This is a genomic window from Rhodococcus sp. DMU2021 (assembly GCF_019641445.1).
Taxonomy (GTDB): Bacteria; Actinomycetota; Actinomycetes; order Mycobacteriales; family Mycobacteriaceae; genus Rhodococcus; species Rhodococcus pyridinivorans.
The window spans coordinates 67,506-92,009 of sequence record NZ_JAIFKB010000002.1; the positions used below are offsets into that span (position 1 = coordinate 67,506).

A 24,504-nucleotide genomic window follows, 5' to 3' on the forward strand; every position below is an offset into this window, starting at 1 on the left:
GGTTCAGGCTCCTTCGGAGATGATGGTGCGGTTGAAGTGCAGACGCTCGACGATCGGCGCGTCGGAGAAGGCGAAGAGATCGACACCCTTGTCGGTCTCGAGCGACCACTCGACCCAGGACGGGACGACGATCATGTCGCCCTTGGTGACGTCGTGGCTCTTGTCTGCGAGATGGAAGCGGCCCTCACCGTCGAAGACCTGGAAGACCACGGATCCGACGTCACGGCGGGCGCGGGTGTGCGCGCCGGCGCGCAGTCGGTGGAACTCGGCGCGGATCGTCGGCATGACGTCGCCGCCGGTGGTGGGGTTGGTGTAGCGGACGGCGGCGTGGCCGGGTTCCGGGGTGGCGGCGTAACCCTCGTCCTCGAGGGCGAGCTGCTCGTTCAGCGCACGGTCGGTGTGCTCCCAGCGGTAGCACGCGATCGGCGAGCTGGTCTTGCGGTCGAGGCCCACGAGCGGGCGCAGACCGGGGTGGACCCACAGTCGCTCGGACCGGGAGATGTCCGGGGTGCCCTCGTCGGTGACACCGTCGGAGCCGAACTCGAAGAAGCCGGTGTCGGTGTAGTGCACGAACGGGATGTCGAGGCCGTCGATCCACGCCATCGGCTGATCGGTCTCGTTGTGGTGACCATGGAAGTTCCAGCCCGGAGTGAGCAGGAAGTCACCGCGGCGCATGGCGACCGGGTCGCCGTTGACCACGGTCCACACCCCTTCGCCCTCGACGACGAAGCGGAAGGCATTCTGGGAGTGCCGGTGCTCGGGAGCGGTTTCCTTCGGGCCGAGGTACTGGATCGCCGCCCACAGCGTGGGGGTGACGTGCGGGACACCACCGAGGCCGGGGTTCGCGAGCGCGATCGCGCGACGCTCACCGCCGCGGCCGACCGGCACGAGATCACCGGCGCGCTGGGCCAGCGGGTACAGCGTCGACCATTTCCAGACGAACGGAACCGCCTTGGATGTCGGGGCCATCGGCATCAGATCGCCGAGCTGGGTCCACAACGGGTTCAGGTGTTCGGTCTCGAAGTCGTCGTACAGCTTCTGGAGCTCGGGATCGACAGGCTCGGTGGCAGTCATGAAATCTCCTTGTCCGGCGTTGTCTCCAAACTAGGGGCGCCGGAACCGGGGAATCCATCTATTTCTGCACAGTGGAATTCGAGACGTCCGGTCCGGCGATATCGGCGACGTCGACCTCGATGCCCCGCACCGCCGCCTGCATCTGCGCGACCAATTTGCCGCGCAGATGCTGGCGGTAGCGGTTGATGGGCACGGCCACCGTGAGGGCACCGACAGCCGCGCCCCGACCGTTGCGGATCACCACCCCGAGCGCCGCGACGCCCTCCTCCGTCTGCTCGACATTGACCGCGAAACCCAGCTTCCGTGCCGCCTCGAGTTCGTGTGCGAACTCCTCGAACTCCCCGATCGCCATCCGGCGGTCGGTCTCGTAGGCGGGGCTCGGCCCGTGACTGATGTGGGGCTCGTCCGCGGGCCGTAGATAGAGCTGTTCGAGTACCGCGCGAGGAAGCTCGGCCAGGAGGATGCGTCCGCCCGCCGTGAGCTCGGCGGGGAGCACCTGACCTCGGCGATCACCCACACGCAGGATCGATGCCGCCTCTGCCGTCCACAGGAAGCGCGCTTGCGATCCCACCCGGATCACGAGGTTGACGGTCTCGTCGGCGAGCGCGGCGAGGGCTTCCATGTGCGGGCGGCAGAGGTCGGTGAAGTCCCGCGTCCACCCCTGACTCGCCGGCCCGACACCGAGCGCCGGGCCCGGGTGGTACATCCGTTTCTCGTCCTGCACGGCGAAGCCGCGGTAGACGAGCATGGCGAGCAGGCGGTGCGCGGTGGATGGCGCCGTCCCGAGTTCCGCGGCCGCATCCTTGAGCCGGATCGCACCTGCATCGCGGAGCAGCTGGAGCAGTAGCAACGCGTTGTCGACCGACTCGAGCATGTAGGTCGGCTTGCGGATCGTGCCCATCGGCTTGTTCTGCATAGCAGAACTTTATTGCATCGCCGGGTGGCGCGCGCCCACCGTTGAGGAATGCATCTCCCCAACGAGGCTTCACCGACGCGGGCCGGTGGCAACATCACCCTCCCCCGGGCCCACGTCATCGCGGTGATCGTCTGCTGGCTGTTCGTCGTCTTCGACGGATACGACCTCATCGTCTACGGAAACGTCATATCGAGCCTCCAGGATGAATGGGGCATCAGCGCCTCCACCGCCGGCACGCTGGGAAGCCTCGCGTTCGTGGGCATGATGATCGGCGCGGTCCTCGCAGGCCGACTCTCCGACGCGATCGGCCGCAAGAACGCCGTCATCGGGTGCGTCGTCGTCCTCTCCGTCTTCACCGCCCTGTGCGCGGTAGCGCCCGGCCCCGTGATCTTCGGTCTGCTGCGTCTCGTCGCCGGCATCGGACTCGGCGGACTCGTGCCGACCTCGAACGCACTTGCCGCCGAACTGGTGCCGGACAAGTGGCGCGCCGCGGTCGCGACGATGATGATGTCGGGCGTCCCGATCGGCGGCTCGATCGCCGCTCTCGTCGGTATCCCGGTGATCCCCAACTGGGGCTGGCGTCCGATGTTCGCGTTCGCGTTGATCCCCCTGTTCGTCCTCGTTCCGCTGGCGCTCAAGGTGCTGCCCGCGCATGCCGTGCCGAAGACCCATCCGGACAACTCCCAGGGTGGTTTCAAGGAACTGCTCGGGTCCCGTTTCCGCACCATCAGCATCATGTTCGCGGCCGTCACCGTCGTGACACTGCTCGCCTGGTACGGCCTCGGGACCTGGCTGCCCAAGCTCATGCAGGGTGAGGGCACCGACCTCGGCAACGCTCTCACGTTCTCGCTGGCCCTGAACCTCGGTGCGGTCGCCGGATCCTTCATCACCGCCTGGGGTGGCGTGCGGTGGGGTTCGGTCCCGACCAGCATCATCGCCGCGCTGATCGCCGGTGTCGCGCTGCTGACCCTGCTGCTCGACCCTCCGGTCGCCGCGGTGTACCTGATCTTCGTGTTCGCCGGTGTGGGCACCCACGGCACGCAGGCCCTGATCATCGCTGCGGTCGCGTCCTACTATCCCGACCACCTGCGCGGTACCGCGCTCGGCTGGGCCCTCGGTGTCGGCCGTATCGGCGCGGTGGCGGCCCCGCAGATCGGTGGCTGGTTGCTTGCCGCCGGCCTCGGCGCCGACTCCAACTTCGTCCTCTTCGGCGTCAGCGCGCTGATCTCGTCGCTGCTGCTGACGGTGGTCTGGAAGAAGTTCCCCGCACGTCACGATTCGCTCCGCCCGGTCGCCGCGCACTGATCGCACCGCGATCGCCGCGCACTGATCGCACCGCGCCCGACCTTCCCCTCTGCTTCACACGATACGAAGGAGTGTCATGTCCGATCTGAAGGACGCACGAGTTCTCATTGCCGGTGGCGGCATCGGCGGTGTCGCCAATGCCCTCGCCCTCGCGCAGAAGGGTGCTCAGGTCACCTTGTTCGAGCGTGCTCCCGAGTTCGGCGAGGTGGGCGCGGGCCTTCAGATCGGCCCGCACGGTTCGCGCATCCTGCAGTCGCTCGGTGTCTACGACGAAGTCATCGCGAAGGGCGTGCTGCCCAAGAACCTCGTCTTCCGTGATGCCGTGACCGCGGAGATCCTCACGAAGGTCGATCTCGGACACGACTACCAGCAGCACTACGGCGGCGTGTACTTCGTGGTGCACCGTTCGGATCTGCACTCGGTGCTCGTCGAGGCGGCCCGCGAGGCCGGTGCGGATCTGCGGACGAACTCGACGGTGACCGACGTGGTAACCGAGGGCGACACCGTGCGGGTCGTGCTGGAGAACGGTGAGGAGCACGTCGGCGACGTCGCTCTCGGCATGGACGGCCTGCACTCGCACCTGCGCCCGAAGTTGTCCGACGACAAGCCCGTCGGCTCGGGTTACGTCGCCTTCCGCGGCACCTTCCCGATGAACGAGGTTCCGCTCGAGGAGGAGATCGAGGATGTCGTGGGCTACATCGGCCCGCGCTGCCACTTCATCCAGTACCCGCTGCGCCAGGGCGAGATGCTCAACCAGGTGGCGGTCTTCCAGTCCCCCGCCTTCCTCCGCGGTGAGGAAATTTGGGGTAGCCCCGACGAACTCGCGCACGCCTACGACCACTGCCACGAGAGCGTGCAGGCCGCACTGAAGTACCTGTGGACCGACCGTTGGTGGCCGATGTTCGACCGCGACCCCATCGACAACTGGGTCGACGGCCGCATGATCCTGCTCGGCGACGCCGCGCACCCGCCGCTGCAGTACCTCGCCTCCGGGGCCGTGATGGCCCTCGAGGATGCGAAGTGCTTCGCCGACTACGCCGCCGAGGACCTGCAGGGCGACAGCGCGAACTGGCCGAAGATCCTGAGGGACGTCAACGCCGAACGCGCACCGCGCTGCAACCGCATCCTCACCACGGGACGCATGTGGGGCGACCTGTGGCACCTCGACGGTGCCGGCCGCGAGGCCCGCAACGAACTGTTCCGCACCCGCGACACCTCGAGCTACAAGTACACGGACTGGCTCTGGGGCTACAGCTCCGATCGCAACCGCTGAGCACTCACACAGCGCCGCAGAGGAATTCGTCCCGTTCCGGACAATGCCGTCCCCGATCCACCGATCGGGGACGGTATTCGCCGTATATGCGTCGTTCGTCCTGCACCGAAGGGTGCCGAAGCGGCGGTGACCAGCACATACTGGGAGCATGACCGCGTCACGGCAGGCGTCGGCGCTCCGCAGCGAGGTTCGGGACATCGCACTCGGAACCGCCGACCCGGTCGAGTTCCGGCACGCCGTCCTCGACACGATCCGGCGGCGCATCCGCTACGACATCGGATGTATCGCTCTCGTCGATCCGGCGAGCATGTTGTTCACGTCCGTGACCATGCTCGGCGCCGACGCCCCGCCCGGTCGTGCCGCGAAGACGGTGGCACACATCGAGTACGGCACGTCGCGCTTCGCGAACACCTACCGCAAGCTCGCCCGGACGCGCACCGGTGTCCAGACGATCCGCGAGGCGATCGACTGCGACATCCGCGATTCCTTGCCCTACAGCGAGATCCTCGAACCGCAGGGAATGGACGACGAGGTGCGCCTCGTCTTCCGGGGCCGTGACGGGCGCGTGTGGGGCGGCGGCACTCTCATGCGCGCCCCCGGCCGACGCTTCGACGCCGACGATGTGGCAGCACTCGCAGGATGCGTGGGCGAGATCGGCGACGGACTGCGGTTGTCGTTGCTCCGCGAATCCCCTCGACTCGCGGCGGACGCATCACCCGGCGGTTCCGGTCCCGCGGTCGTGGTGGTGGGCGCGGACAACGAGATCGAATCGGCTACTCCGCAGGCGGTGGAGTATCTCGAGCGACTCGGTGCCGAAGGCGCCTTCATGCTCCCGGCCGTAGTGGTCGCCGTCCGTTTCCGCTACGAAGGGGCCGCCGCGCGCGTCGTCCGTGTCCGTACGGAGGACGGTCAGTGGCTCGTCCTGCGGGCCGGGTCGCTGGACGGCCGAGGAGAATCGGCCCGGATCGTCGTCGCGATCGAACCCGCGCAGCCCGGTCAACTCGTGGCTCTGACCGCCGCCCTTCACGGTCTCACCGAACGGGAGACCGATGTCCTCGCCCGCGTTCTTGCGGGAGAGACACGCACCGAGATCGCGCGTGGACTGTTCGTCAGCCCGTACACCGTGCAGGACCACCTGAAGAGCATCTATGCGAAGACGGGCGTGAACAGTCGGCAGGAACTCGTCGCACGACTGTTCTTCACGCACTGCCTCCCCCGGGTCGGTACGGAGATCGGGCCGGACGGGTGGTTCGTCGAGAAACCGGCGCCGACGAGCGTCCCGGTCGGTGCACATCGGAAGAGGTGAGCCGTGGCACGCATCCTGATCGTCACACTGGAAGGCGGGGGGAACTACCCACCCGAAGCAGCGCTCGGATGCGAGTTGCACCGCCGCGGACATCACGTTCGGGTTCTCGGTCACGAATCGCAACGGAAGGTCGCGGAGGATGCCTGCCTCGTCTTCTGCGGCTACCGGCACTCGCCGACCTGGACCCCGCACGTAGAACTGAGCACCCCGAAAGTGCTGACCATGGCCTACGCCATGATGACCGACTCCGCCGTCGCACGGGATGTGGAGGACGAGATCGCCGGGGAGCCGACCGATCTGGTGATCGTCGATTGCATGCTGTTCAACGCCCAGGACGCTGCGGCGCGCACCGGGGTGCCGTACGTGGTGCTGTTCCATTCCTTCTTCGCCGCATTCGACGGCGCCTTCCGGCACGGACCGTTCGGGATCGGTTCGCGACTACGCGGCCTGGGTCCGAAGCGACTGTGGGAACAGGCCGACATGCGACTCGTGTGCTCGGACCGAGTGCTCGACCCGGCCGCGCGACGGCGCACGGACGGCTCGCTGACCTGGACCGGTGCGATCCACGACGCGAAGGCCGCGGCGGTCGGTCGAACACCGCCGCGCGTGCTGGTCAGTCTGAGCACTGCCGGCTTCCCGGGTCAGCGCCGCACTTACCAGAACATCTTCGACGCCGCCGCGGAGATGGACGCGGAGTTCGTCGTCACGACCGGGCCGGCGATCGACCCTACCGGGTTGCGCGTACCTTCCAATGCGACCGTCCACCGGTACGTCCCGCACCACGAGTTGATGCCGACCTGTTCGGCGGTCGTCGGGCACGGCGGGCACGCGACGGCCTTCCGGGCTCTCGCACACGGACTTCCGATACTGATCATGCCCATGTCGGCGGTGACGGATCAGGCGATCATCGGTCGTGAGGTCGCGAAGGCGGGTGCGGGCATCCGTCTGCGGAAGACCGCTTCGCCCGAGCACATACGCGCGGCCTTGGAGAGGCTGCTGACCGACGACGGTTATCGCACGGCGGCAGCAGAACTCGGCACCCGTCTCCGAACCGTCGATGGTGCGTCGGCTGCGGCCGACCGGGTGTTGACGCTCGTCGACCACTGACGAACACGCGAAGGACCGGCACCTGTCCGGTAGGTTCGGGTCGATCCTTCGCATCACCCTTCGATCGCATCTCCCTCCTCCAGAAGCTGTTTCGCGTGTTCGAGGTTGTTCCGCACATCGCGCGCGTACAGCTTCTCCACGACCGGCTGGGTGAACTTGCCGAAGAGGTTCCCGACGTCCTCGGTGTCCTGGTGGAAGGTGACGCGGGTTCCCGTCTCCACCGACTCGAAGCGATAGACGGTCTCGTACCGGATCGGACTCTTCACGCTGCGGCGGTGCTGGGCTCTGCCGGGCTCGACGCGGGCCAGTTCCTCGGTGAGTTCGATTCGCCGTCCGGCAAACTTGACGGTGGCGCGCGAGACGGATCCCTCCTTGCCGCCCTCACCCGAGATGCAGTGACTGTTCCTGCTGTACCGCAATGGTTCTCATGGGGTACGCGTCAGGATTCCTGGCGCGGGACCATCCCTCCGAGGGCGATGTCGTATTCCTGCGCCTGCTCGTCGAATCCGACGCTGTAGACGGTGGGATACCAGGCCGAGTGCTGATAGGCGGCCGGCAACTTGATCTGTTCGCGGATGGTGGGACGGGTCAGCAGCCACTCCCGCGTGATCATGGGCTCCATGAAGGTGTAGTCGCCGTCCCACGAACCGTTGACGAACGTCTCGGTGAAGTCGTAGACGCCCGGAACCATTTTCTCCGTGATGTCGAGCCAGTGCACACCCATGAACGGCACCGCGAGTTGCGATGCGAGCATCCCCGGCGGGGTCACGTAGTCGCCGGGCATGTACTTCGGGTCCGGGAGTCGTTCCGCGCGAGCGGCGTAATCCGGTGCGGTCGGGTCGATTGCTTCGATCGCCGCCATGTCGGTCATATAGAAGTGCATGTCGAGATGGGGCTTCCCGAACAGCACGGTCGGATCGTGTCCGCGCGGGTTCCAGTTCAGCATGACGTGGTCGAACACCGTGTCGGATGCCTGAACGGGCAGGTGCAGCATGTACATCTCGTCGGCATCGGGCAGTCCGTCGAGGGTCGCCGGCGAGAAGCGGATACCGACGGCGGTCGGGGCTCCGTTCGCATCGACGGTGGCGTACGCACGCGCGGTTCCGTCACCGACGCTCACGGCCTGACCGAAGTGCAGGTGGGCAGGTGTGGGCACCGCCGACGCCACGCCGCCGACCGCCACGGCGACGCACGCGGCGAGGAGCACTGCGATGGAACGAGATGATCGATGTTTCTTCATGGTGATATCCGATCGCCGAGGGTTCTCGGTGAACCTCTCCATTCCGTGGGTCCAGTCTCGACCGGTGTTCGTCACCCCGGACATCCCTCATTCGGGGGATTTCGCCGAGCGATCCGACAGAAGAGCTCGTCCTCACAGCGTCGCGGCATATACTCGCCGGACTGCAGACAGACGTCACGATCCGCGGAGAACAGGGAGCGGCCCTTGAGTATTCGCAACCTTCGCGTCGCGGTGGTCGGTGGGGGAATCATCGGTGCCGCGACCGCCCGGCGACTCGCCCTCACGGACGCCGACGTCACTCTGTTCGAGAAGGAGGATCGGCTCGCCGCGCATCAGACAGGGCACAACAGCGGTGTCGTCCACGCCGGCCTCTACTACACACCCGGCAGCCTCAAGGCCCGGTTGTGCAGGCGTGGGGTGGAGTTGTTGCAGACGTTCACCACGGACAAGGGCCTGCCCTTTGACGAGTGCGGCAAGGTCGTCGTCGCCCTCGACGAATCGGAACTCGGCCGGCTCGACGCGATCTTCTCGCGGGCCACGGCGAACGGGGTCCCCGGCATCAGACGCATCGGCGGCGACGAGATCACCGCGATCGAACCGCACGCCGTCGGGATCGCGGCCCTTCATTCCCCGCACACGGCGATCATCGATTTCGTCGCCGTCACCCGCGCGCTCGCGAACGACGTCGTCGCCGCGGGCGGCACGGTGCGGACCGGTACCGCCGTGACGGCGATCCGTGAGGCGGGCGAGCAGGTCGTCGTCGACATCCCGGGCGATCAACTGGCCTTCGACCTGGTGATCACGTGCGCGGGACTGCAGTCCGACCGCCTCGCCCACACCTCGGGTGACACCCGCGACCCGCGGATCGTCCCGTTCCTCGGCGACTATCTGCTACTCGAACCCGACGCGGCGGCGAAGGTGCGCGGGTTGATCTATCCGGTGCCCGATCCCCGCTATCCGTTCCTCGGTGTGCATCTCACCCGGCGGATAGACGGTGAGGTGATGGTGGGACCCAACGCCTTCCTCTCCCCCGGCCGCGAGGCCTATCGCGGCGGGCGCGGATCGTGGCGGGATCTGCGCGATGCCGTCGCCTGGCCCGGTTTCTGGCGGTTCGCCGCCCACAACCTGCCCGCAGCGGGCCGGGAACTGCGCACCGCGAGCAGCACTCGGCGGTTCGTCGCCGATGCGGCCGCGTACATGCCCGGGCTGACCGTCGACGACGTGCGGCCGGGTCCGCGCGGCATCCGCGCCCAGGCGATGAACTCCGACGGAAGTCTCGAGGACGACTTCGTCGTCACCGGGCACGGACGGGTCGTGCACCTGCGCAACGCCCCGTCGCCCGGGGCCACCTCGTCGATGGCGATCGCGGAGTATCTCATCGACCACGCACTCGAACGCATCGCCTGATCGGGTCACCCCGCGGCGGACGTCATGGTTCGCGGTGACCGGTTCCGGGCATGCTGCATGGGAAACACTTCATCGTCAGGAGGTCTCCATGGCACGAATCGCACTCTTCGGAGGACACGGCAAGGTCGCGTTGCATCTCGAGCGGCTGCTGGCCGATGCCGGTCACGAGACCAGCGCATTCATCCGCAATCCCGATCACGCCGACGATGTCCGCGCTGCCGGTGGCACGCCCGTCGTCGCCGACGTCGAGAAGATGGACATCGCCGAGATCACCGAGCTGCTGCGCGGCCACGACGCGGTGGTCTGGTCTGCAGGCGCGGGCGGAGGGAATCCCGAACGCACCTACGCGGTGGACCGCGACGCAGCGATCGCCTCGATGACCGCCGCGCAGGAGGCCGGGGTCCGCCGGTACGTGATGGTGTCGTACTTCGGGGCCCGCCCCGACCACGGCGTCCCCGAGGACAACAGCTTCTATGCCTATGCCGAGGCCAAGTCGGCCGCAGACACCCATCTGCGGGGTACCGACCTCGACTGGACGATCCTCGGTCCGAGCGCGTTGACCCTCGACCCGCCCACCGGCCGCATCGAGATCGAGGGGCACGGGGCGAGCGACAAGGGGCAGGTCTCGCGCGCCGACGTCGCGGCCGTCGCCGCAGCGGTGCTCGAGCGACCGGAGACGGTGGGACGCACCATCGAGTTCAACAACGGTGACGTCCCGATCGACGAGGCACTAGACGCGCTGAGGTAGCTCCCCGCGCAGCAGTCCGCCCCCGGTAGCAGGGGTGATCGGGGCGGACATACGAGCGATGTGATCGCTCAGGCCTGCGGGGCGAGTTCCTCCACGCGCAGCGGCGACGTGTCCGCGGCGGCCGCGATGGCCTCCTCGAACTGCCGGCGGTCGACCTGCGAGCCGAGCACCAGCGCGAGTCGCGCCAGGAAGCCCTCGCGGTCGTCCTCAGGGGCCCGGCCCAGGGTGATCGACAGGCCGAGCCAGACGTTCTCACGACGCTGGTCGTCCTCGGTGACCTGCTCGGCGGGCCGGGCCGGGAGCTCCGCGCCGGCCGGAGCGGCACCGGAGCGCAGGGATGCGGCGACACTGTCCAGGTCGGCGACCGGCACACGGCACAGCAGCAAACCGTCGGGGCGGACTACGAAGGCCTCACCGGCCGTCGCGCCGAGTGCCTCGTCGAGGTCGTGCAAGTCGAGCAGCATCCGCAAACGGTTCTGGGTGTCCTCGCGGAAGTCGATGTCGGCGCGAGGGAGAGATAACACCCCACCGCCACCGGACCGACGATGTCGCCCGCCTCCGACTGCGCGTCGCTCTCGAGTTCGCTCGCGTGGTGCAGCAGCATCTTCGCCCGCTCGAGCACCGCGTGACCGGTCGGTGTGAGCTTGACGCCTTGGGCGCGCTGCCGGACGAGGAACTTGACCGCGAGGGCCTTCTGGTCGGTGATCGCAGACGAGAGCGAGTTGCCTCATCGTGTACGTGGGCACCGCGTCCGTCCTGGGCATGGTAGTCCCGAGTCGAGAGCGCTCACACGAACCGGAAGAGCGGCGGGATCGCGACGACCGCCAGTGCCGCCCACCCGCAGTAGACGGGCAGGTAGCGCATCTGCCACCGCTCGACCGCCGCGAAACCGGTGCGGCCCCGCAGGAACGAGATGCCGAGCCACGCCGCCCACACGAGGTTCACCAGGAGGACGAGGTTCAGACCGAGGGCGGTGACCTTGTTGGCGGTGAAGCCGAACTCGGCGATGCGGGTGGCCATCGCGGTGAGCATCAGCAGGTCGACGGCGAGCGCCGCGGCGATCAGCATCACCTGCAGCAGATCGAAGACGTCCGGTGCGGCGTGCGGGTCGCGGGCAGAGATCGAGTAGAGCAGAAGTCCGAGGACGAGCACGAGGATCAGGTCCATGAGGATCAGCAGGCCCCGGTCGACGTCGACGACGCTGTGGGACGCGATCACCGCGACGAACAGCGCGACCAGCATGAGGATCGTGACGGGCGTGAAGACCCGGGTGAGAACGGGAGCGATGTTCTCCACGACCTGCTGCTTCGCCTCGACGAGCCAGGCCGCGACGATGATCGCTCCGGCCGGCCCGAACGGGACGATCCACTGTTCGAAGAACGGTTCGATATCGATCCCCAGGGCGCTGAAGGCACCCGCGGTCAGCCCCATGAGCACGCCGCCGCCGAGCGCGAGCAGCGCCAGGTACACGGCGAACTCCCCGGTGAAGCGCACGAAGTCCATGCGACGGCGATGGGATCGCCACTGCCCTGCGACATAGGCCGCACCGACGACGAACCACAGGACCACCGGGGCGTGGATCGCCGCGATGATCTCGGTGGCGCCGCCCGGTTCGAACGGGAAGACGTTGAGCACGATCGCCACGAGGACGAACGGAACGGCAAGGAGCGCACTGCTCTTCGGACTCATCTGACGCTTCCACGCGAAATACAGCGTGAGGAAGGGCAGCATGAGCACGGCGGCGTTGCGCACCAGTGCGTTATCGGAGAGCCACTCGAATCCGGCCCGGACGGCCAGACCGGCACCGAGCGCGCAGGCGAGGACGACCGCGAGTTCCCTACGGCGACGCGGGGTTCCGGACTCCTCACCGCGACCGCCACCGGTGAGGACGAGCTGATTCCACAGCCGGTCGGAGTGTTCCTGGGCGAACTCGCGGGAGACCTCGTCGAGACCACCCATCCGGCCGACCGCGACGAGGAATGCCTCGTCGGCCGTCAGTCCGACCGACACGAGGTCCGAGATCTGTTCCCGCAGATGATCTTCCATCTCGTCGATGTCCGAGGACGAGATGACCCGATGGTCGGCGACGTAGTTGCGCCAGCCGGCGATCCGGTCCTCGAGATGTGCGTCGAGTGTCATCACGACCACCCCGGCGCGACGGCGGGAGGCAACTGAGCCGACTGCCACACCTGGTGCAGGGCCTCGGCGACGACCGTCCACTGCGCCGCCCGTTCGGTGAGGACTTCCCGGCCCGCGTCGGTGATGGCGTAGTGCTTGCGGCGTCGCCCGTTGTCGGCGACACGCCAGGTGGCGGACACGTGCCCCGCCCGCTCGAGACGGTGCAGGAGGGGATAGAGCATCCCGTCGGTCCACTGCATCCGGCCCTGCGACAGCTCGTTGACGCGTTTGATGATCGCATACCCGTACGACTCGCCCTCGGCGAGGATGCCGAGCACGAGCGGGGTGGCGGACGCGGCCACCAAATCCTTCTCGATGAACATGTCGTCCTCATACCTAGAGGTTCTATGGATAACGGTGACCCTAGCAGATCTAGGTATGAGGACCGAGCGCTCTCCGCAAGGTGGTGCGGTGGCGTCTACTGCCGGTCGTCGGATCCGGCGGTTGTGGATTCGTCGGTTGTGGATTCGTCGGAGCCGGAGGCGGTCGATCCGGAATCCGCAGATCCCGAAGCGGCAGATCCCGAAGCCTCGGAGCGACTCCACGTCTCCGTCACCCGCGCCCGGCCGCGTTCGAACACGTCTCCGAGGACTCCCCCGACCGCCTTGAGCGGACTGCTCATCGAGTCCAGGGCCTCGGCGATCACCGGGTCCTCGTCGTCGAGCCAACCCGACTCGTCGGCACGGCACGCCCACCGGAAGTCGTCGAAGTCCTGACGCAGACCCGCGAGCACCTTCGTCGTCCGTCCCGACGACAAGCGGCGTACGACCTCGATCGGGGTGCCCTCCGCGAACCGGGCGAGCGCGGCACGGGCGCGGCGCAGCAGTTCGGCGTCCTGCGTGAAGTGGTCGGCCAGGACCTGACGGGCGGAGGTCAGCGCGTCGCGCAGTTCGTCGTCGGGCGTGCGTGCCAGGTGCACGCGATGCCACAGGAACAGGCAGTCCTCGACGATCACGAGCAACTGCAGCGTCTCCCCCAGAGCCTCCTCCACCGCGACCTTCTGCAGCAGTTCGACGTGCTCACCCACCGCCGCGTCGAGTCCGAGATCGTCGAGCGACGAAGAGACGCGCCCGCGCAGACGCGTCACCGTCCGGGCGAGGACCTCACCGAGGTCGGCGATCGACTGCCAGTCCCGGTCGGGAAGACCGCCGGTGTGGTCGACCATTGATGCCGCCCTGGTCAGAACATTGTGGGTCGCGACGATGTCGCCGGCCGGCTCCGCCCCGGCCAGGTCGAGCACGCGGTCGACGGTTCCGGGCGCCGCATCGTCGCCTTCGAGACGCACGACGGCGGCCTCCACCGACGCGACTGCTCCCCGCAACGCCTCGAGGACCGCGTCGGGGGCGGTGGGGACTGCGGCGGTGGGTTTCGACGTGTCGGCCATACCCCAATCGTGCTACGTCGAAGGGCCGGATGCATCACGTCTTCCGGCTCAGTTCGGGACGCGCACCCACTTCCCGCTCAGTTCGGGACACGGACCCACTTCCCGCTCAGTTCGGGACACGGACCCACGCCTGTTCGAGCAGGGCCACCACTTCGGTCTCCCTGCGGGCCCGGTAGGCCGACAGGATCCGGCGCGGGCGCGACTCCCCGTCGAGGCCGAGAGCGGACGCCAACGCCGACGCGATCCGCTCCTCGGGGACGGTCTCCGGTTCGGTGTGGCCGATGAGCGAGAGCGCCTTGCGCAGCGGTTCGGCGTTGTCGGCGACGGTGCGCAGCGGCAGGACGTCGAACCGGCCGTCGGTGCGGACCTCGAGCAGCAGCTCGTTGTCCTCCTCCACCCCGACGTCCTCGAGAAACCGGCGGATCGAGGACAGACGCGGCACCGGTCCCGTCCAGCGCAGGGTCTGGCCGCCCAGGCGGGACGGGAGCATCACGTGCCCACCCGGTGCGCACCCGGCGATCGCGGCGACGGCGGACGGAACCGTGAACTCGGCTCCCCGCAGGTGGTCGCGGGTCGCGGGGATGCGCAGGCGCCAGGCCTCCCCCAGCCGGTAGAGGCGGCGTGTGCGCTCGGGCAGGGCGATCGGGACGTGCGAGCGGTGACGACGCCGGACACGGCCGTCGACGACCTCGAAATCCCCTCCGGCCGTGAACGTCCGGGCGGAATCCTCCGAGATGCCGAATCGGTCGACGAGCGCGGCGACCACCATGTCGCGATCGGCGCTTCCGCCGCGGGCATCGACCAGCCGTGCGATGCGGTTGCGGATGGCGGTGACCACGTCGACGTCCCACTCGGCCAGCGCCCAACGTTCACCGTCGGATGTGAAGCGCTCGTCGTCGGCGAGTTCGGAGACGAGGGTGTGGACGTCGGCATTGACCCCCATGCGCGCGACAAGCGTGTCGGCGGTCAGGGGATCGCCGAGCACCTCGAGGACCTGAGCGGCACGCCCGGCGAGCCCGTCCGGCGGGGACAGTAAACGGCCTTCGAAGGTCGTCGTGCCGCAGTACCGGGTCCACGCCTCGAACTCGTCGTCGGGAAGCGACCACACGGCCTTCACGGCGGCGGGCTCGACCACACCGTTCGGTGATTCGAACTCCGAGAGCAGTCCGCGGGTCTGCTTCTCGGCGTCGGGCAGATCCGGTACCGCGATCCACCCGTCCGCGACCTCGAAACGGTCGTCGAGACGGTGCAACACCCGCCACAGGGGCACGTCGAAACCCTGGACCGTCCGGCCCAGCACCGGGTGGGTGCGCACCATCCGGTCGAAGGCCGCCACCGGCCGCACGTCGACGCGCAACGCCGCGAGCAGGTCGCCGACCGCCGTGCCGAATGGGAAGGTGGACGGCCCGGCCGGGTCGTCGACGCCGTCGTGGACGCGGCGCCGCAAGGCCGTGCGTTCCGCGTCGGGCAAGCCCTCGAGGTAGTCGGTGAGTTCGGCGATCGGATCGGCCGGCGCCGCCACCGGCAGGTCGCGGGCGGTGAGTGCCCGCAACCGGGCCGCGGCGTCCTGGATCTCCTCCGGCGCCCCGTCGTCGATCACGGCCAGCAGGAGAGGAGCATCGTCGCGGCCGCACACGCGACTCCACCGCGCCAGCGCCGCCAGGTCGTCGAGGAGCAGCGCCGCGGCGGGCACCCGCGCGGCACGCGGATCGGCTTCGAGGGTGGCCGGTTCGCGGAGCACCGTCGCGACGAGCGCGGCGCAGACGATCTCCTCCACCGCGTCGCGGTCGGCGCCGCGGATCCCGAGCAGATCGGCCGGACTGCGACTGAACAATTCGGCGGTGGTGGGTGCGTGCGGGAGGCGCGCGACGAGGGTCGCGGCGGCCGGACCGAGATCGAGTGCGGCCACAGGCACTTCGTCCTCACGCAGCAGACCGTCCGCGAAGCGCAGCTCCGGGTGGTCGGTGACGTAGATGTGGGCGAGTTCGGCGCACAGTTCGGGGATCTCGGTGTGCTCACAGGTCTCGGCGGGCGACTCGTTCTCCCACCAGCGGGACGACGACACGAGTGCCCCGAGGGCGGCGGTGCGGGCCGATCCGTAGCGGTCGATCCACGGCATCAGATCCACCCAGCGACGACTGTCGAGTTCGTCCGACGACAAGGCACGAGACCACAGCGACACTGACCGATGCTCCTCTTCCACGCCCGGCGGAGGCCGCGGGCCCCCTCTCCGGCGTCGACGCCGCGCTCGTGCAGCGCGTCCACGCGAGGCGCCCTCGACCCGGACGCCGGTTCTCACCCTACAGTCCGAACGCCCCGTTTCCCGTCAGGTGAGGGCGGTGTCGACCGCTCAGGTGATCGCGAGGTCGACCGCTCAGGTGATCGCGAGGTCGACCGCTCAGGTGAGCGCGAGGTCGACCGCTCAGGTGAGCGCGATGTCGGAGTCGTCACGCGCCTCCGGGCGCAGCCGCAGCAGGACGAGTCCCGTCACCGACGCGACGATGAGCGAGGCCACCAGCCCGTTCACGTGCAGCGCCCACACGGCGATCACCGCCCCGGCCAGTCCCCCCAGCAGAGCGATCCAGAGCAGTACTTTTCCCAGGACCGAAGCCATTTCCCCGCACCTTCCGGCAATTCACGATCAGAACGGTGAGGATAGTGTCATCTGTCACAGTCCTCGCGAAAGTCCATCGGTGTGTCGACGGATCGTGCCCGCACGGTGACCGGGGCATACTGGTGCGGTTCGAGACGGTGGGGTCGGCAGGAACACGACCGGGAGGCGGAAACAGTGGCGGAACCGACGAGTGACCGAGCATGCACGGACGTGATCCTGCGCGACGTGACGCTGCGCGACGGACTGCAGCTGACCGGCAAACTGCTCCCCACCGAACGCAAGGTGGAGATCGTCCGGGCGCTGCTCGCCGCGGGCGTGCCCGAACTCGAGATCGGGTCCCTGGCCCGCGCCGACCTCGTGCCGCCGATGGCGAACACCCTCGACCTCGTCGCAGCGCTGACCGAGGAGGAACTCGACCGCTGCTGGATCTGGGTCGCCACGCCGCGCCACGTCGAGAAGGCGATCGCGGCCGGTGCCCGACGGTTCCAGTACTGCTTCTCGGTCTCCGACGCCCATAACCGCGCCAACATCGGCCGCAACACCGCGGACAGCATCGCCGCGATGCCGGCGGCGATCGAACGCGCCCACGCCGTCGGCGGCGGTATCCAGTTGTGCCTGGCCACGGCGTTCACGTGCCCGTTCGACGGGCCGGTCGATCCCGACCGGGTCGTGGAGATCGCATGCGATCCGCGCACCGACGGGGCCGCCGACATCGTCGTCGCCGACACCCTGGGCCAGGCCGTGCCCGGCCAGGTGTCGTCGCTGGTCGCGCGCCTGGCCGCCGAAACCCCCGACCGACGGATCGTCTACCACGGTCACGACACGTGGGGTCTCGGTGTCGCCAACAGCCTCGCCGCGATCGACGCCGGGGCGACCGTCGTCGACGGCGCACTCGCCGGCCTGGGCGGGTGCCCGTTCGCACCGGGTGCGAGCGGCAACACCGCGAGCGAGGACCTGCTGTTCGCGACCCGCCCGTCGTGGCTGGACCCGGAGGCCTTCGGCGCCCTGGTCCGGCTCGGCGAGGACATCGTCGCCGAACTGGACGAACCGAACCGGTCGCGTGCCCGGCAGGGCGCCCGCTCCGAGGCCGAGGCCTTCGACTGGGCCCTCCGGTGACCCGCATCCTGATCGCCCCCGACAGCTTCAAGGGCACCTACACCGCCGTCGAGGTCGCCGACGCGATCGCCTCCGGTGTGGAGAGCGCCGGGCACACCGCGATCCGGATGCCCGTCGCGGACGGCGGCGAGGGCACTCTCGACGCGCTCGCCGGGCCGCTCGGTCTCGCCCGGATCGAGGTCGAGGCCGTGAACCCGTGGCGCGCACCGTGCCGCGGACTGCTGGGGATGTCGCCGGACGGCACGGCCGTCGTCGAACTCGCGACGGCGAGCGGCATCACCACTCCGCACGACGGTCCGCGCGACGCCGTCACCGCCGACACCTACGGCACCGGGATGGTCATGGCCGAAGCCGTCCGGCGCGGAGCACGACACATCGTCGTCGCGGCCGGTGGGTCGGCGACGACCGACGGGGGCGCAGGTGCGATCGCCGCGATCGACGAGCGGGGTGGGCTCGACGACGCCCGCGTCACCGTGCTGTCCGACGTGACGACCCGCTACACCGATGCGGCACGGATCTTCGGGCCGCAGAAGGGCGCCGATACGGCAGCCGTCGCGCTGCTCACGCGCCGCCTCGAAGAGAGGGCGCTGACCCTCCCCCGCGACCCGCGGGAGGTGGACGGCTCTGGAGCGGCCGGGGGTTTCTCCGGTGGGATGTGGTCGCGGTTCGGTGCAGAACTGCGGTCGGGAGCCGACTTCGTGCTCGACGCAGTGGAATTCGACGACGCCGTGCGCACCGCCGATCTCGTGGTGGTCGGCGAGGGACGGCTCGACGGCCAGTCGCGGGCGGGCAAGATCGTCTCGGCGATCCTCGCGCGCTGCAGCGACGTTCCGGTGGTCGCGGTGGTCGGTTCGGTCGGCGACGACCTCGGCGACTACCGCGAGCGGTTCGCCGATGTCGTCGTCGCATCCGATGCGGAATCGCTGACGCGCGCCGGTCGGACACTGCGCACCTGAGAGATGCGCCTTTCGGCACTGCGCACCTGAGAAATGCGCCCGATCACCGGCCGATCACGGAGCGGTGGGAGGTGCGCTGCCGCAGGGAATCTCGGTGGGCGTCTCGGGCGTCGGCACCGGGTCGACCGGATCGGACGCGTGGGCCGGCCACGATGCCGGTCGCGCCTCGGAGCACGGGTCGGCGACGGGTGCGCGATCGGGCGACGGCACCGGCGACGGCGGCGGCGCCACGGCCGTCTGCAGTCCGGGCGCGGAGCGTTCCGCCTGCACGCCGCTGCTCACCGCGACGGCCAGTCCCCCACCCAGCAGGGCGACGAGCGCGACGAGCATGGCCGGCAGGACGGTGCCGCGACGACGGTTCGTGGGCGCGGCGACGACCGTCGGGGAGCGGCGGGCGGCTGCGACGAGCGCGGCACCGGTCGCGCGATGCCAGGGCACCCCGTGCGGAGTCACGAAGGGAACACCGAGGACGGTGGCGAGCTCTCGTGCCGGACGGGCGTCGCCGGGACGCAGATCGAGGAAGACCACCGCGTCGGGCGAGGTGCCGGCGCGGGCGACCGCTTCGTCCATCGCCTCGGGCAGGGACTGCGTGTAGGGACCGAACTCGTCGCCGTCGGGACTCACCGTGGACAGCACCGTGCGCGAGGGGACGTCGACCATCGATGCGGATTCGACGCCGTAGGTACGGGTGTGCAGGGCCAGGACCGGCAGTTCCGCGAGTTCGGGTGCTCCGGCGAGGAAGGCCAGTCGCGCGTCGTCGAGCAGGACCGTGTCGACGTCGATACCGAGCACGGCTCGCACCGCCTCGGTGACCGGTTCGGCGTCCTCGTCGTTCTCGGGACCGGTCACCACCGCGGCCGCGGACAGGGTCAGCGACGCCGCGGCGGCACGTTCCGCCATGGCGGAGGCGGCAGCGGCAGCGGCCTCCGCCGGCGTGTCCCCGGGTGCGCCGAAGCCTCGCTGGGAGTCGAACGGACCGAGACTCGGAACGTCGGCATCGACGAGGACCGCGCACACTTCACCGTCGTCGACGGAGATGCCGAGCATCGGGCGCATCTGTTCGTCCCTCCACGGCTGCCAGCACGAATCACGACGGCCCGAGCGGCCGTCGCTCGGACGAGCCTAGCCGACTACCGGGCCTACTCCGGGTAACAACCGACGGTGAGTCCGACGGTCGCGGCGACGTAACTGCCGAAGGTGATGTACGAGCCGTCGGCCGCGAACATCCGGACGGCGAGACCGGTATCCGGAGGCAGCACATGACGACCGTGGAAGCCCGCCCGCGCGGCGGTGTCCTCGAAGACCCTGGCCGCACGGTCTAGTTCGTCGACCGGCACCGGCCTGCCCGAGCCGTGGATCGGGAGGTGCACCGTCAGGCCCGAGGTGCCGTCGGGCAGCGTGCATCCCGCGGTGGTGCTCGCGTACTTCGGTTCGAAGCGCACGCTGGGGAACTCGGCGGACAGCGCGGTGAGGACGTCGCGCTGCACGGCGGTGTAGAACTCGACCGCGCCCGCGCTGGTCGTGGCGACCGGTTCGGGCATCGCGACCGGGGTCACCGTGGTGGTGCACGCCGCGAGCAGTGCTGCCGGAACGACGACGCACGCCCCGAGCCGAGAACTCCACACAGAGGTCACGGCGTACTCCGTTCTGCGGTGCCCGCGACGACACCGGCGATGTGGTGGGAACTCGACGTTCCGGGGGTGAGATACGAGCTGTGGCCGGTGATGCCCGCGAGCGGGACTCCGGCGGTGGTGGTGCCCGGACCGGCGGGAAGATGCGTCAGGCCGTCGAGGAAGCTCGGGTCGCCACCGAAGGTTCCGACGTCGGCGACGATGTCGCGCTCGGCTTCGACGAGATAGGCGGAGTCGGGCGGGATCCGCAGGTCGGTCACGTCGCCGGTCCCGATCCCCGGAGCCCCGACGAACACCGCGGCATCGACCGCACCGGTCTCCCTCAGCGCCAGACCAGAGACGACGGCCCCGTAGGAATGCCCGACCGTGGTGATACGCGGGTCGTCGGGACGCGAGGCCGCGATGCCGTCGAGGAAGTCGACCAGGCGAGGCGCGGCGATCCGGGCGGCGAGGTCGGAGACCGGACTGCGCTCGGTGAACGCGAGACCCCATCCCCATTGGGGAGCCTGGTAATTCAGCCAGGTGACCGCCGCGACGGAGGGATCGCCGCCGGTGAGGTGGAGCCGAGCGGCGTCGCGCAGCGCCGCGACCTGCGTGTCGTAGCCCTGCAGATTGCCCTGCACGGTCGAGCCGGCGCCGGGGACGAAGACGGCCAGGTGCTCGGCGGTGTCGACGTCCCCGACGGCCACCGCCGCCATCGCTTCGCGTCCGGACAGGTCGAGGGCGAGCAATTGCCGGTCGCCGTGGGCGAGGGTCGCGTCGATCGCGGCGAGGGCCTCGATCTTCCGCACCGTCTGTTCGAGCCCGGCATCGGCGTCGGTGAACAGTCCGGTGACGCCGAGACTGTCGATCACGGTGCCACCGAGGAACATCGCGTCGAGTTCGGCCCGCAGTTGTGTCGCGACGGATTCGAGGCGGCGACGTTCGTCGTCGAGCAGGGCACGATTGGCGAGATCGCGAACCGCAGCGGGTAGTCCGTCGAGGGCGCCGATCCGTTCGGGATGTTCGGCGACCAGCGCGGTGCGTGCCGTGTCGTCGAGACCGTTCCACCACTGCGCGACCTGCACGGGATCGGTGGCCGGATCCGGCAGGACCGGCAGCGTCGTCGATCCGGACCGCGCGATCGCGGTATGTAGGCGACCCTGTTCGCCGAGAACCGTTCCCGGCGGCTCGGATTCGACACTCAGGCGAGCGGCGGCCTCGCGGTCGAGCCCATCGGCACGGACGAGCAGCGATCGCAGCGACGCCGCGAGCAATTCGTCGGCGTCGAGCGGGAAACCCCGCGCAGCGGCCCTGGTCTGCAGCTCGCCCAGTTCGGAGTGCAGTGCCCGCAGTCGCGGCACGACGAACCGCGCACATGCGGACACGCGCCGATACGACTCGGCCTGTGCCGCGAGATCCCGCCCGTACGAGGCGAATGCGGACGTCGCTCCGTCATGCGCCGCACCGCTCCAGGCGTCGCCGAAGGACGCCGACCGCGCGACGTCGCCGGCCACGGCGTCGACGGCATCGGCACATGCCGCGAGCTCGGTCGCCGTGCGCTCGAGCGCATCCGGATCCCACCCCGCCAGATCGTCCACCTGCACACCACCACCCCCTGCCGCGGAAGCATAAGGGGCACCGACGACGGCCGGCCCGCGGAATGCTCCGCGGGCCGGCCGCTGTGGACAACTCCACTGCCTGTGGACAACTCGTGTCCACCTGCACTTTCTGCCTACATGTCGCTGATCGCTTCGAGCGGCGGCGTCTTCGCCGCACGCTGGCCGGGCCACAGCGCCGCGAGGACACCGATGATGCCGGACGCGACGAGCATGCCGACGACCTGCGACCACGGCACCGAGATGATGTCGAGTCCCTGATCGGCGAGGGTGCGTACGAACGCCCAGCCGAACGCGAGACCGAGCACGACACCCACGACCGCGCCGAAGACCGCGATGAGCAGCGACTCCAGGTAGATCGTGCGACGCACCTGGGCGCGTTGCATACCGACGGCGCGGAGCATGCCGATTTCCCGCCGCCGTTCCACCACCGACAGCGCGAGGGTGTTGACGATGCCGAGGATGGCGATGACTACGGCGAGGGCGAGCAGGCCGTAGAGGATCGCGAGGAGCATGTCGATCTGCTGCGCCTGCTGACCCTTGAACTGCTCACGGTCGAGGACCTGCACGATCACGTAGTCCTTGACGGCCTCCTCGATCGACGCGCGCACGGTCTCCGGATCGGCACCGTCGACGGTGTTCATGAGGACGACGAGCGCCGACCGGTTGTTCGGCGGCGTGAACTGCTCGAACAGCTCCTGCGAGACGACCCACGGACCGATCAGCTGGTTGTCGGCGAAGATGCCGGCGACCGTGGTGTCGACGGTGTCGCCGTCGCGACTGGTGAGCGGAACGGTGGAGCCCACTTCCCAGCCGTGGTCGTCCGCCGAGGCCTGCGAGACGAGAATCTCGTTCCCGGTCACCTCGAAGGCTCCCGCGACCATGTCCAGGTCGAGAACGTCCTGGAGGGGCCCGCCCGCTCCGGTGCCGAACTCGAAGTCCTCGTCGATCTTGGCCTGCACGCCGTAGGCGGGCACGACCTCCTCGATGCCGTCCACTCCGCGGACCGCCTCGGCGGCGGGGGCCGGGACACCGAACATCTGCGGCCCGGTGAGCATGAAGTCCGCCTCGACCCCGTTGTCGACGAGCGCGTCGACACTGGCCTTCGCCGACGACCCGAATACCCCGATGACGGAGACGAGCATCAGCCCCAGGGTGAGGGCGAACGCGGTCGCGGCGGTGCGACGCGGATTGCGGGTCGCATTGGTGCGCGCGAGCCGGCCGATCGCCCCGAACGGCCGAGCGAAGACCGCACCGAGCGCGTTCACGACGGGCCGGGACAACGCCGGCGCCGCGAACAGCACCGACAGGATCAGCAGGAAGGCGCCGATACCGACGGTCGCGGCCGCGCCGCCACCGACCTGCTGTGCGCCCACCACGACGAGTGCCGCACCGACGATCGCGCAGAGCACACCGATGATCGTGCGGATGCGCAGCGACTCGACGGTCGCTGTGGATTCCTCGCGCATCGCGGCGACGGGCGGAACGTGGGTCGCGCGCCGCGCCGGGGCGTAGGCGCTGACCATCGTCACGACCACGCCGACGAGCAGCGCGACGATCACGGTGCGCGGGGACAACTGCAGCGGGCCCGACGGCAGTCCGAGATCCGCGGCGTTCAGTGCCGCGCGCAGACCGTAGGCGAGCGCGACGCCCGCGGCGATACCGATGATGCTGCCGATCAGACCGACGACGAAGGCCTCGAGGGTGACCGACCGGCCGACCTGCTTGCGGCTCGCGCCGATCGCGCGGAGCAGGGCGAGTTCGCGTAGTCGCTGGGCGACGATCATCGAGAAGGTGTTGTAGATGATGAACGTGCCGACGAGCAGTGCGATCGCGCCGAACGCGAGCAGGAAGTAGTTGAGGAAGTTCAGGGCCTCGGCGACCTGCGACTTGGTCTCCTCGGTGACCTCGGCTCCGGTCTGCACCTTCAGCTCGGGCAGCGCTGCCGCAATCTCGTCGCGCAGCTGCTCGGGCGAGAGCGAACCGTCGCCTGCGACGTCGAGGAAGCCGATGTGCCGGCCGTCGGTGAACAGCTGGGAGGCCTGTTCCTCGGTGAACAACGCACCGATGTAGCCGCCGGTGTCGGTCTCGAGTTCGTAGATGCCGCTGACGGTCACCGGCACCATGCCCTGCGAGATGGTGAGCACGGTCGTGCTGTCGCCGATCGAGAGATCACCGCGTTCGGCCGCGCTCTCGTTGAGCGCGATCTGCCCGCTCTCCGCGGGTGGTCCACCGGCCACGAAGGTCTCCGGTTCGCCGACGAGACGGTCGGGCGGGATGTAGGCGTAACCCTCGGCGGGTGCGCCTCCGGTCTGGATCGCGGCGCCCTCGGAGTCGAGGACGATGATGCCGCCACCGATCGACGGGGACGTGCGCTCGACGCCGGGGAGGGCGACGACCTGGTCGACGGCCTCGATCGGGACACCGCTGGTGCCGTACTGCTCGGTGCTGACGCGGACGTCGACGCCCTGGGCGACGTCGCCGAAGATGCCGTCGAAGGTGCGCTGCAGTGTGTCGGTGAAGACGAACGAACCGGTGATGAAGGCCGTGCCGAGCACCACGGAGAGCACGGTCAGGGCGAGCCGCACCTTGTGTGCGGCGAGGTTGCGCAGGGCAACCCTGCGGATGGGATTCCCACTCATCGCGGTGTC

Annotated in this window: 22 protein-coding genes; 8 read left to right on the forward strand and 14 right to left on the reverse strand. The window is 69.1% G+C overall.

The features are described 5' to 3' along the window. Nucleotides 1-3: 3 nt before the first annotated feature. Nucleotides 4-1,074, reverse strand: coding sequence for a cupin domain-containing protein (locus K3M35_RS03675; protein WP_120281934.1), 1,071 nt, complete (start codon nucleotides 1,072-1,074; stop codon nucleotides 4-6). Nucleotides 1,075-1,132: 58 nt separating this feature from the next. Continuing rightward, nucleotides 1,133-1,990: an IclR family transcriptional regulator gene (locus tag K3M35_RS03680; protein WP_120281933.1), complete on the reverse strand. Its 858-nt coding sequence runs from the start codon at nucleotides 1,988-1,990 to the stop codon at nucleotides 1,133-1,135. Between the two features lie 48 nt (nucleotides 1,991-2,038). Between K3M35_RS03680 and K3M35_RS03685 the strand changes: the two genes are divergently transcribed. The 4 genes from K3M35_RS03685 to K3M35_RS03700 all read left to right on the forward strand — a co-directional run bounded on the left by K3M35_RS03685 (nucleotide 2,039) and on the right by K3M35_RS03700 (nucleotide 6,981). Then, entirely contained in the window at nucleotides 2,039-3,295 is a 1,257-nt protein-coding gene (locus K3M35_RS03685) for an aromatic acid/H+ symport family MFS transporter (RefSeq protein WP_230790749.1), read from the forward strand. A gap of 76 nt (nucleotides 3,296-3,371) precedes the next feature. After that, entirely contained in the window at nucleotides 3,372-4,568 is a 1,197-nt protein-coding gene (locus tag K3M35_RS03690; protein WP_120281932.1) for an FAD-dependent monooxygenase, read from the forward strand. A gap of 148 nt (nucleotides 4,569-4,716) precedes the next feature. Continuing rightward, complete coding sequence (locus K3M35_RS03695) at nucleotides 4,717-5,874, forward strand: helix-turn-helix transcriptional regulator (protein WP_220666003.1); 1,158 nt, start codon at nucleotides 4,717-4,719, stop codon at nucleotides 5,872-5,874. 3 nt (nucleotides 5,875-5,877) lie between these two features. Then, nucleotides 5,878-6,981 carry a glycosyltransferase gene (locus tag K3M35_RS03700; RefSeq protein WP_220666004.1) on the forward strand — a complete coding sequence of 368 codons (1,104 nt, stop codon included), beginning with the start codon at nucleotides 5,878-5,880 and terminating at the stop codon, nucleotides 6,979-6,981. Nucleotides 6,982-7,034: 53 nt separating this feature from the next. Here K3M35_RS03700 and K3M35_RS03705 read toward each other — a convergent pair whose 3' ends face one another. Together K3M35_RS03705 and K3M35_RS03710 are read right to left on the reverse strand one after the other, a co-directional pair. Further along, entirely contained in the window at nucleotides 7,035-7,400 is a 366-nt protein-coding gene (locus tag K3M35_RS03705; RefSeq protein ID WP_220666005.1) for an SRPBCC family protein, read from the reverse strand. A gap of 20 nt (nucleotides 7,401-7,420) precedes the next feature. Then, the gene (locus K3M35_RS03710; protein WP_220666006.1) at nucleotides 7,421-8,221 is read right to left on the reverse strand and encodes a DUF5602 domain-containing protein; all 801 of its coding nucleotides are present in this window, start codon (nucleotides 8,219-8,221) and stop codon (nucleotides 7,421-7,423) included. A gap of 210 nt (nucleotides 8,222-8,431) precedes the next feature. On the opposite strand from K3M35_RS03710, the gene lhgO reads away from it, so the two are divergent. Beyond that, the gene (gene lhgO, locus K3M35_RS03715) at nucleotides 8,432-9,628 is read left to right on the forward strand and encodes an L-2-hydroxyglutarate oxidase (RefSeq protein ID WP_220666142.1); all 1,197 of its coding nucleotides are present in this window, start codon (nucleotides 8,432-8,434) and stop codon (nucleotides 9,626-9,628) included. Between the two features lie 88 nt (nucleotides 9,629-9,716). Further along, nucleotides 9,717-10,376 carry an SDR family oxidoreductase gene (locus K3M35_RS03720; RefSeq protein WP_006553946.1) on the forward strand — a complete coding sequence of 220 codons (660 nt, stop codon included), beginning with the start codon at nucleotides 9,717-9,719 and terminating at the stop codon, nucleotides 10,374-10,376. A gap of 68 nt (nucleotides 10,377-10,444) precedes the next feature. On the opposite strand, the gene K3M35_RS26600 is transcribed toward K3M35_RS03720, so the two are convergent. From K3M35_RS26600 to K3M35_RS03750, 6 genes are all read right to left on the reverse strand, one after another. Further along, on the reverse strand, nucleotides 10,445-10,900 hold the full coding sequence (locus K3M35_RS26600) for a hypothetical protein (RefSeq protein ID WP_308257049.1): 456 nt from the start codon (nucleotides 10,898-10,900) through the stop codon (nucleotides 10,445-10,447). Between the two features lie 262 nt (nucleotides 10,901-11,162). Next, complete coding sequence (locus K3M35_RS03730; RefSeq protein ID WP_217579996.1) at nucleotides 11,163-12,515, reverse strand: permease prefix domain 1-containing protein; 1,353 nt, start codon at nucleotides 12,513-12,515, stop codon at nucleotides 11,163-11,165. Further along, nucleotides 12,515-12,877 (reverse strand): PadR family transcriptional regulator, encoded by a 363-nt coding sequence (locus K3M35_RS03735; RefSeq protein WP_024103494.1) that lies wholly within the window; start codon nucleotides 12,875-12,877, stop codon nucleotides 12,515-12,517. The genes K3M35_RS03730 and K3M35_RS03735 overlap by 1 nt, the downstream gene beginning before the upstream one ends. Nucleotides 12,878-12,972: 95 nt before the next feature. Further along, nucleotides 12,973-13,938, reverse strand: a complete 966-nt coding sequence (locus tag K3M35_RS03740) for a hypothetical protein (protein ID WP_094980767.1) — start codon at nucleotides 13,936-13,938, stop codon at nucleotides 12,973-12,975. A 106-nt stretch (nucleotides 13,939-14,044) separates the two neighbouring features. Next, nucleotides 14,045-16,120 (reverse strand): hypothetical protein, encoded by a 2,076-nt coding sequence (locus tag K3M35_RS03745; protein ID WP_019288111.1) that lies wholly within the window; start codon nucleotides 16,118-16,120, stop codon nucleotides 14,045-14,047. A gap of 240 nt (nucleotides 16,121-16,360) precedes the next feature. Then, entirely contained in the window at nucleotides 16,361-16,552 is a 192-nt protein-coding gene (locus tag K3M35_RS03750; protein ID WP_006553937.1) for a hypothetical protein, read from the reverse strand. A gap of 210 nt (nucleotides 16,553-16,762) precedes the next feature. Between K3M35_RS03750 and K3M35_RS03755 the strand changes: the two genes are divergently transcribed. Together K3M35_RS03755 and K3M35_RS03760 are read left to right on the forward strand one after the other, a co-directional pair. Next, nucleotides 16,763-17,668 (forward strand): hydroxymethylglutaryl-CoA lyase, encoded by a 906-nt coding sequence (locus K3M35_RS03755; protein ID WP_220666007.1) that lies wholly within the window; start codon nucleotides 16,763-16,765, stop codon nucleotides 17,666-17,668. Continuing rightward, nucleotides 17,665-18,624, forward strand: a complete 960-nt coding sequence (locus tag K3M35_RS03760) for a glycerate kinase (protein ID WP_033097330.1) — start codon at nucleotides 17,665-17,667, stop codon at nucleotides 18,622-18,624. Before K3M35_RS03755 ends, K3M35_RS03760 begins: the two co-directional genes overlap by 4 nt. A 54-nt stretch (nucleotides 18,625-18,678) precedes the next feature. Here the strand turns inward: K3M35_RS03760 and K3M35_RS03765 are convergent, their stop codons facing one another. From K3M35_RS03765 to K3M35_RS03780, 4 genes are all read right to left on the reverse strand, one after another. Beyond that, a complete protein-coding gene (locus K3M35_RS03765) occupies nucleotides 18,679-19,680 on the reverse strand; it encodes a hypothetical protein (RefSeq protein WP_039586261.1) in 1,002 nt (333 codons plus the stop codon). An 83-nt stretch (nucleotides 19,681-19,763) separates the two neighbouring features. Beyond that, nucleotides 19,764-20,258: an LppA family lipoprotein gene (locus tag K3M35_RS03770; RefSeq protein WP_006553933.1), complete on the reverse strand. Its 495-nt coding sequence runs from the start codon at nucleotides 20,256-20,258 to the stop codon at nucleotides 19,764-19,766. Further along, the gene (locus K3M35_RS03775) at nucleotides 20,255-21,835 is read right to left on the reverse strand and encodes an alpha/beta hydrolase (RefSeq protein ID WP_308257050.1); all 1,581 of its coding nucleotides are present in this window, start codon (nucleotides 21,833-21,835) and stop codon (nucleotides 20,255-20,257) included. The genes K3M35_RS03770 and K3M35_RS03775 overlap by 4 nt, the downstream gene beginning before the upstream one ends. 134 nt (nucleotides 21,836-21,969) lie before the next feature. Then, a complete protein-coding gene (locus K3M35_RS03780; RefSeq protein ID WP_033097327.1) occupies nucleotides 21,970-24,495 on the reverse strand; it encodes an ABC transporter permease in 2,526 nt (841 codons plus the stop codon). Nucleotides 24,496-24,504: the final 9 nt, after the last annotated feature.

Coding starts and splice junctions, on each gene's coding strand:
- K3M35_RS03675 (WP_120281934.1), bottom strand. CDS start 1,074: ATGACTGCCACCGAGCCTGTCGATCCCGAGCTCCAGAAGCTGTACGAC.
- K3M35_RS03680 (WP_120281933.1), bottom strand. CDS start 1,990: ATGCAGAACAAGCCGATGGGCACGATCCGCAAGCCGACCTACATGCTC.
- K3M35_RS03685 (WP_230790749.1), top strand. CDS start 2,039: ATGCATCTCCCCAACGAGGCTTCACCGACGCGGGCCGGTGGCAACATC.
- K3M35_RS03690 (WP_120281932.1), top strand. CDS start 3,372: ATGTCCGATCTGAAGGACGCACGAGTTCTCATTGCCGGTGGCGGCATC.
- K3M35_RS03695 (WP_220666003.1), top strand. CDS start 4,717: ATGACCGCGTCACGGCAGGCGTCGGCGCTCCGCAGCGAGGTTCGGGAC.
- K3M35_RS03710 (WP_220666006.1), bottom strand. CDS start 8,221: ATGAAGAAACATCGATCATCTCGTTCCATCGCAGTGCTCCTCGCCGCG.
- K3M35_RS03720 (WP_006553946.1), top strand. CDS start 9,717: ATGGCACGAATCGCACTCTTCGGAGGACACGGCAAGGTCGCGTTGCAT.
- K3M35_RS03730 (WP_217579996.1), bottom strand. CDS start 12,515: ATGACACTCGACGCACATCTCGAGGACCGGATCGCCGGCTGGCGCAAC.
- K3M35_RS03735 (WP_024103494.1), bottom strand. CDS start 12,877: ATGTTCATCGAGAAGGATTTGGTGGCCGCGTCCGCCACCCCGCTCGTG.
- K3M35_RS03740 (WP_094980767.1), bottom strand. CDS start 13,938: ATGGCCGACACGTCGAAACCCACCGCCGCAGTCCCCACCGCCCCCGAC.
- K3M35_RS03750 (WP_006553937.1), bottom strand. CDS start 16,552: ATGGCTTCGGTCCTGGGAAAAGTACTGCTCTGGATCGCTCTGCTGGGG.
- K3M35_RS03765 (WP_039586261.1), bottom strand. CDS start 19,680: ATGCGCCCGATGCTCGGCATCTCCGTCGACGACGGTGAAGTGTGCGCG.
- K3M35_RS03780 (WP_033097327.1), bottom strand. CDS start 24,495: ATGAGTGGGAATCCCATCCGCAGGGTTGCCCTGCGCAACCTCGCCGCA.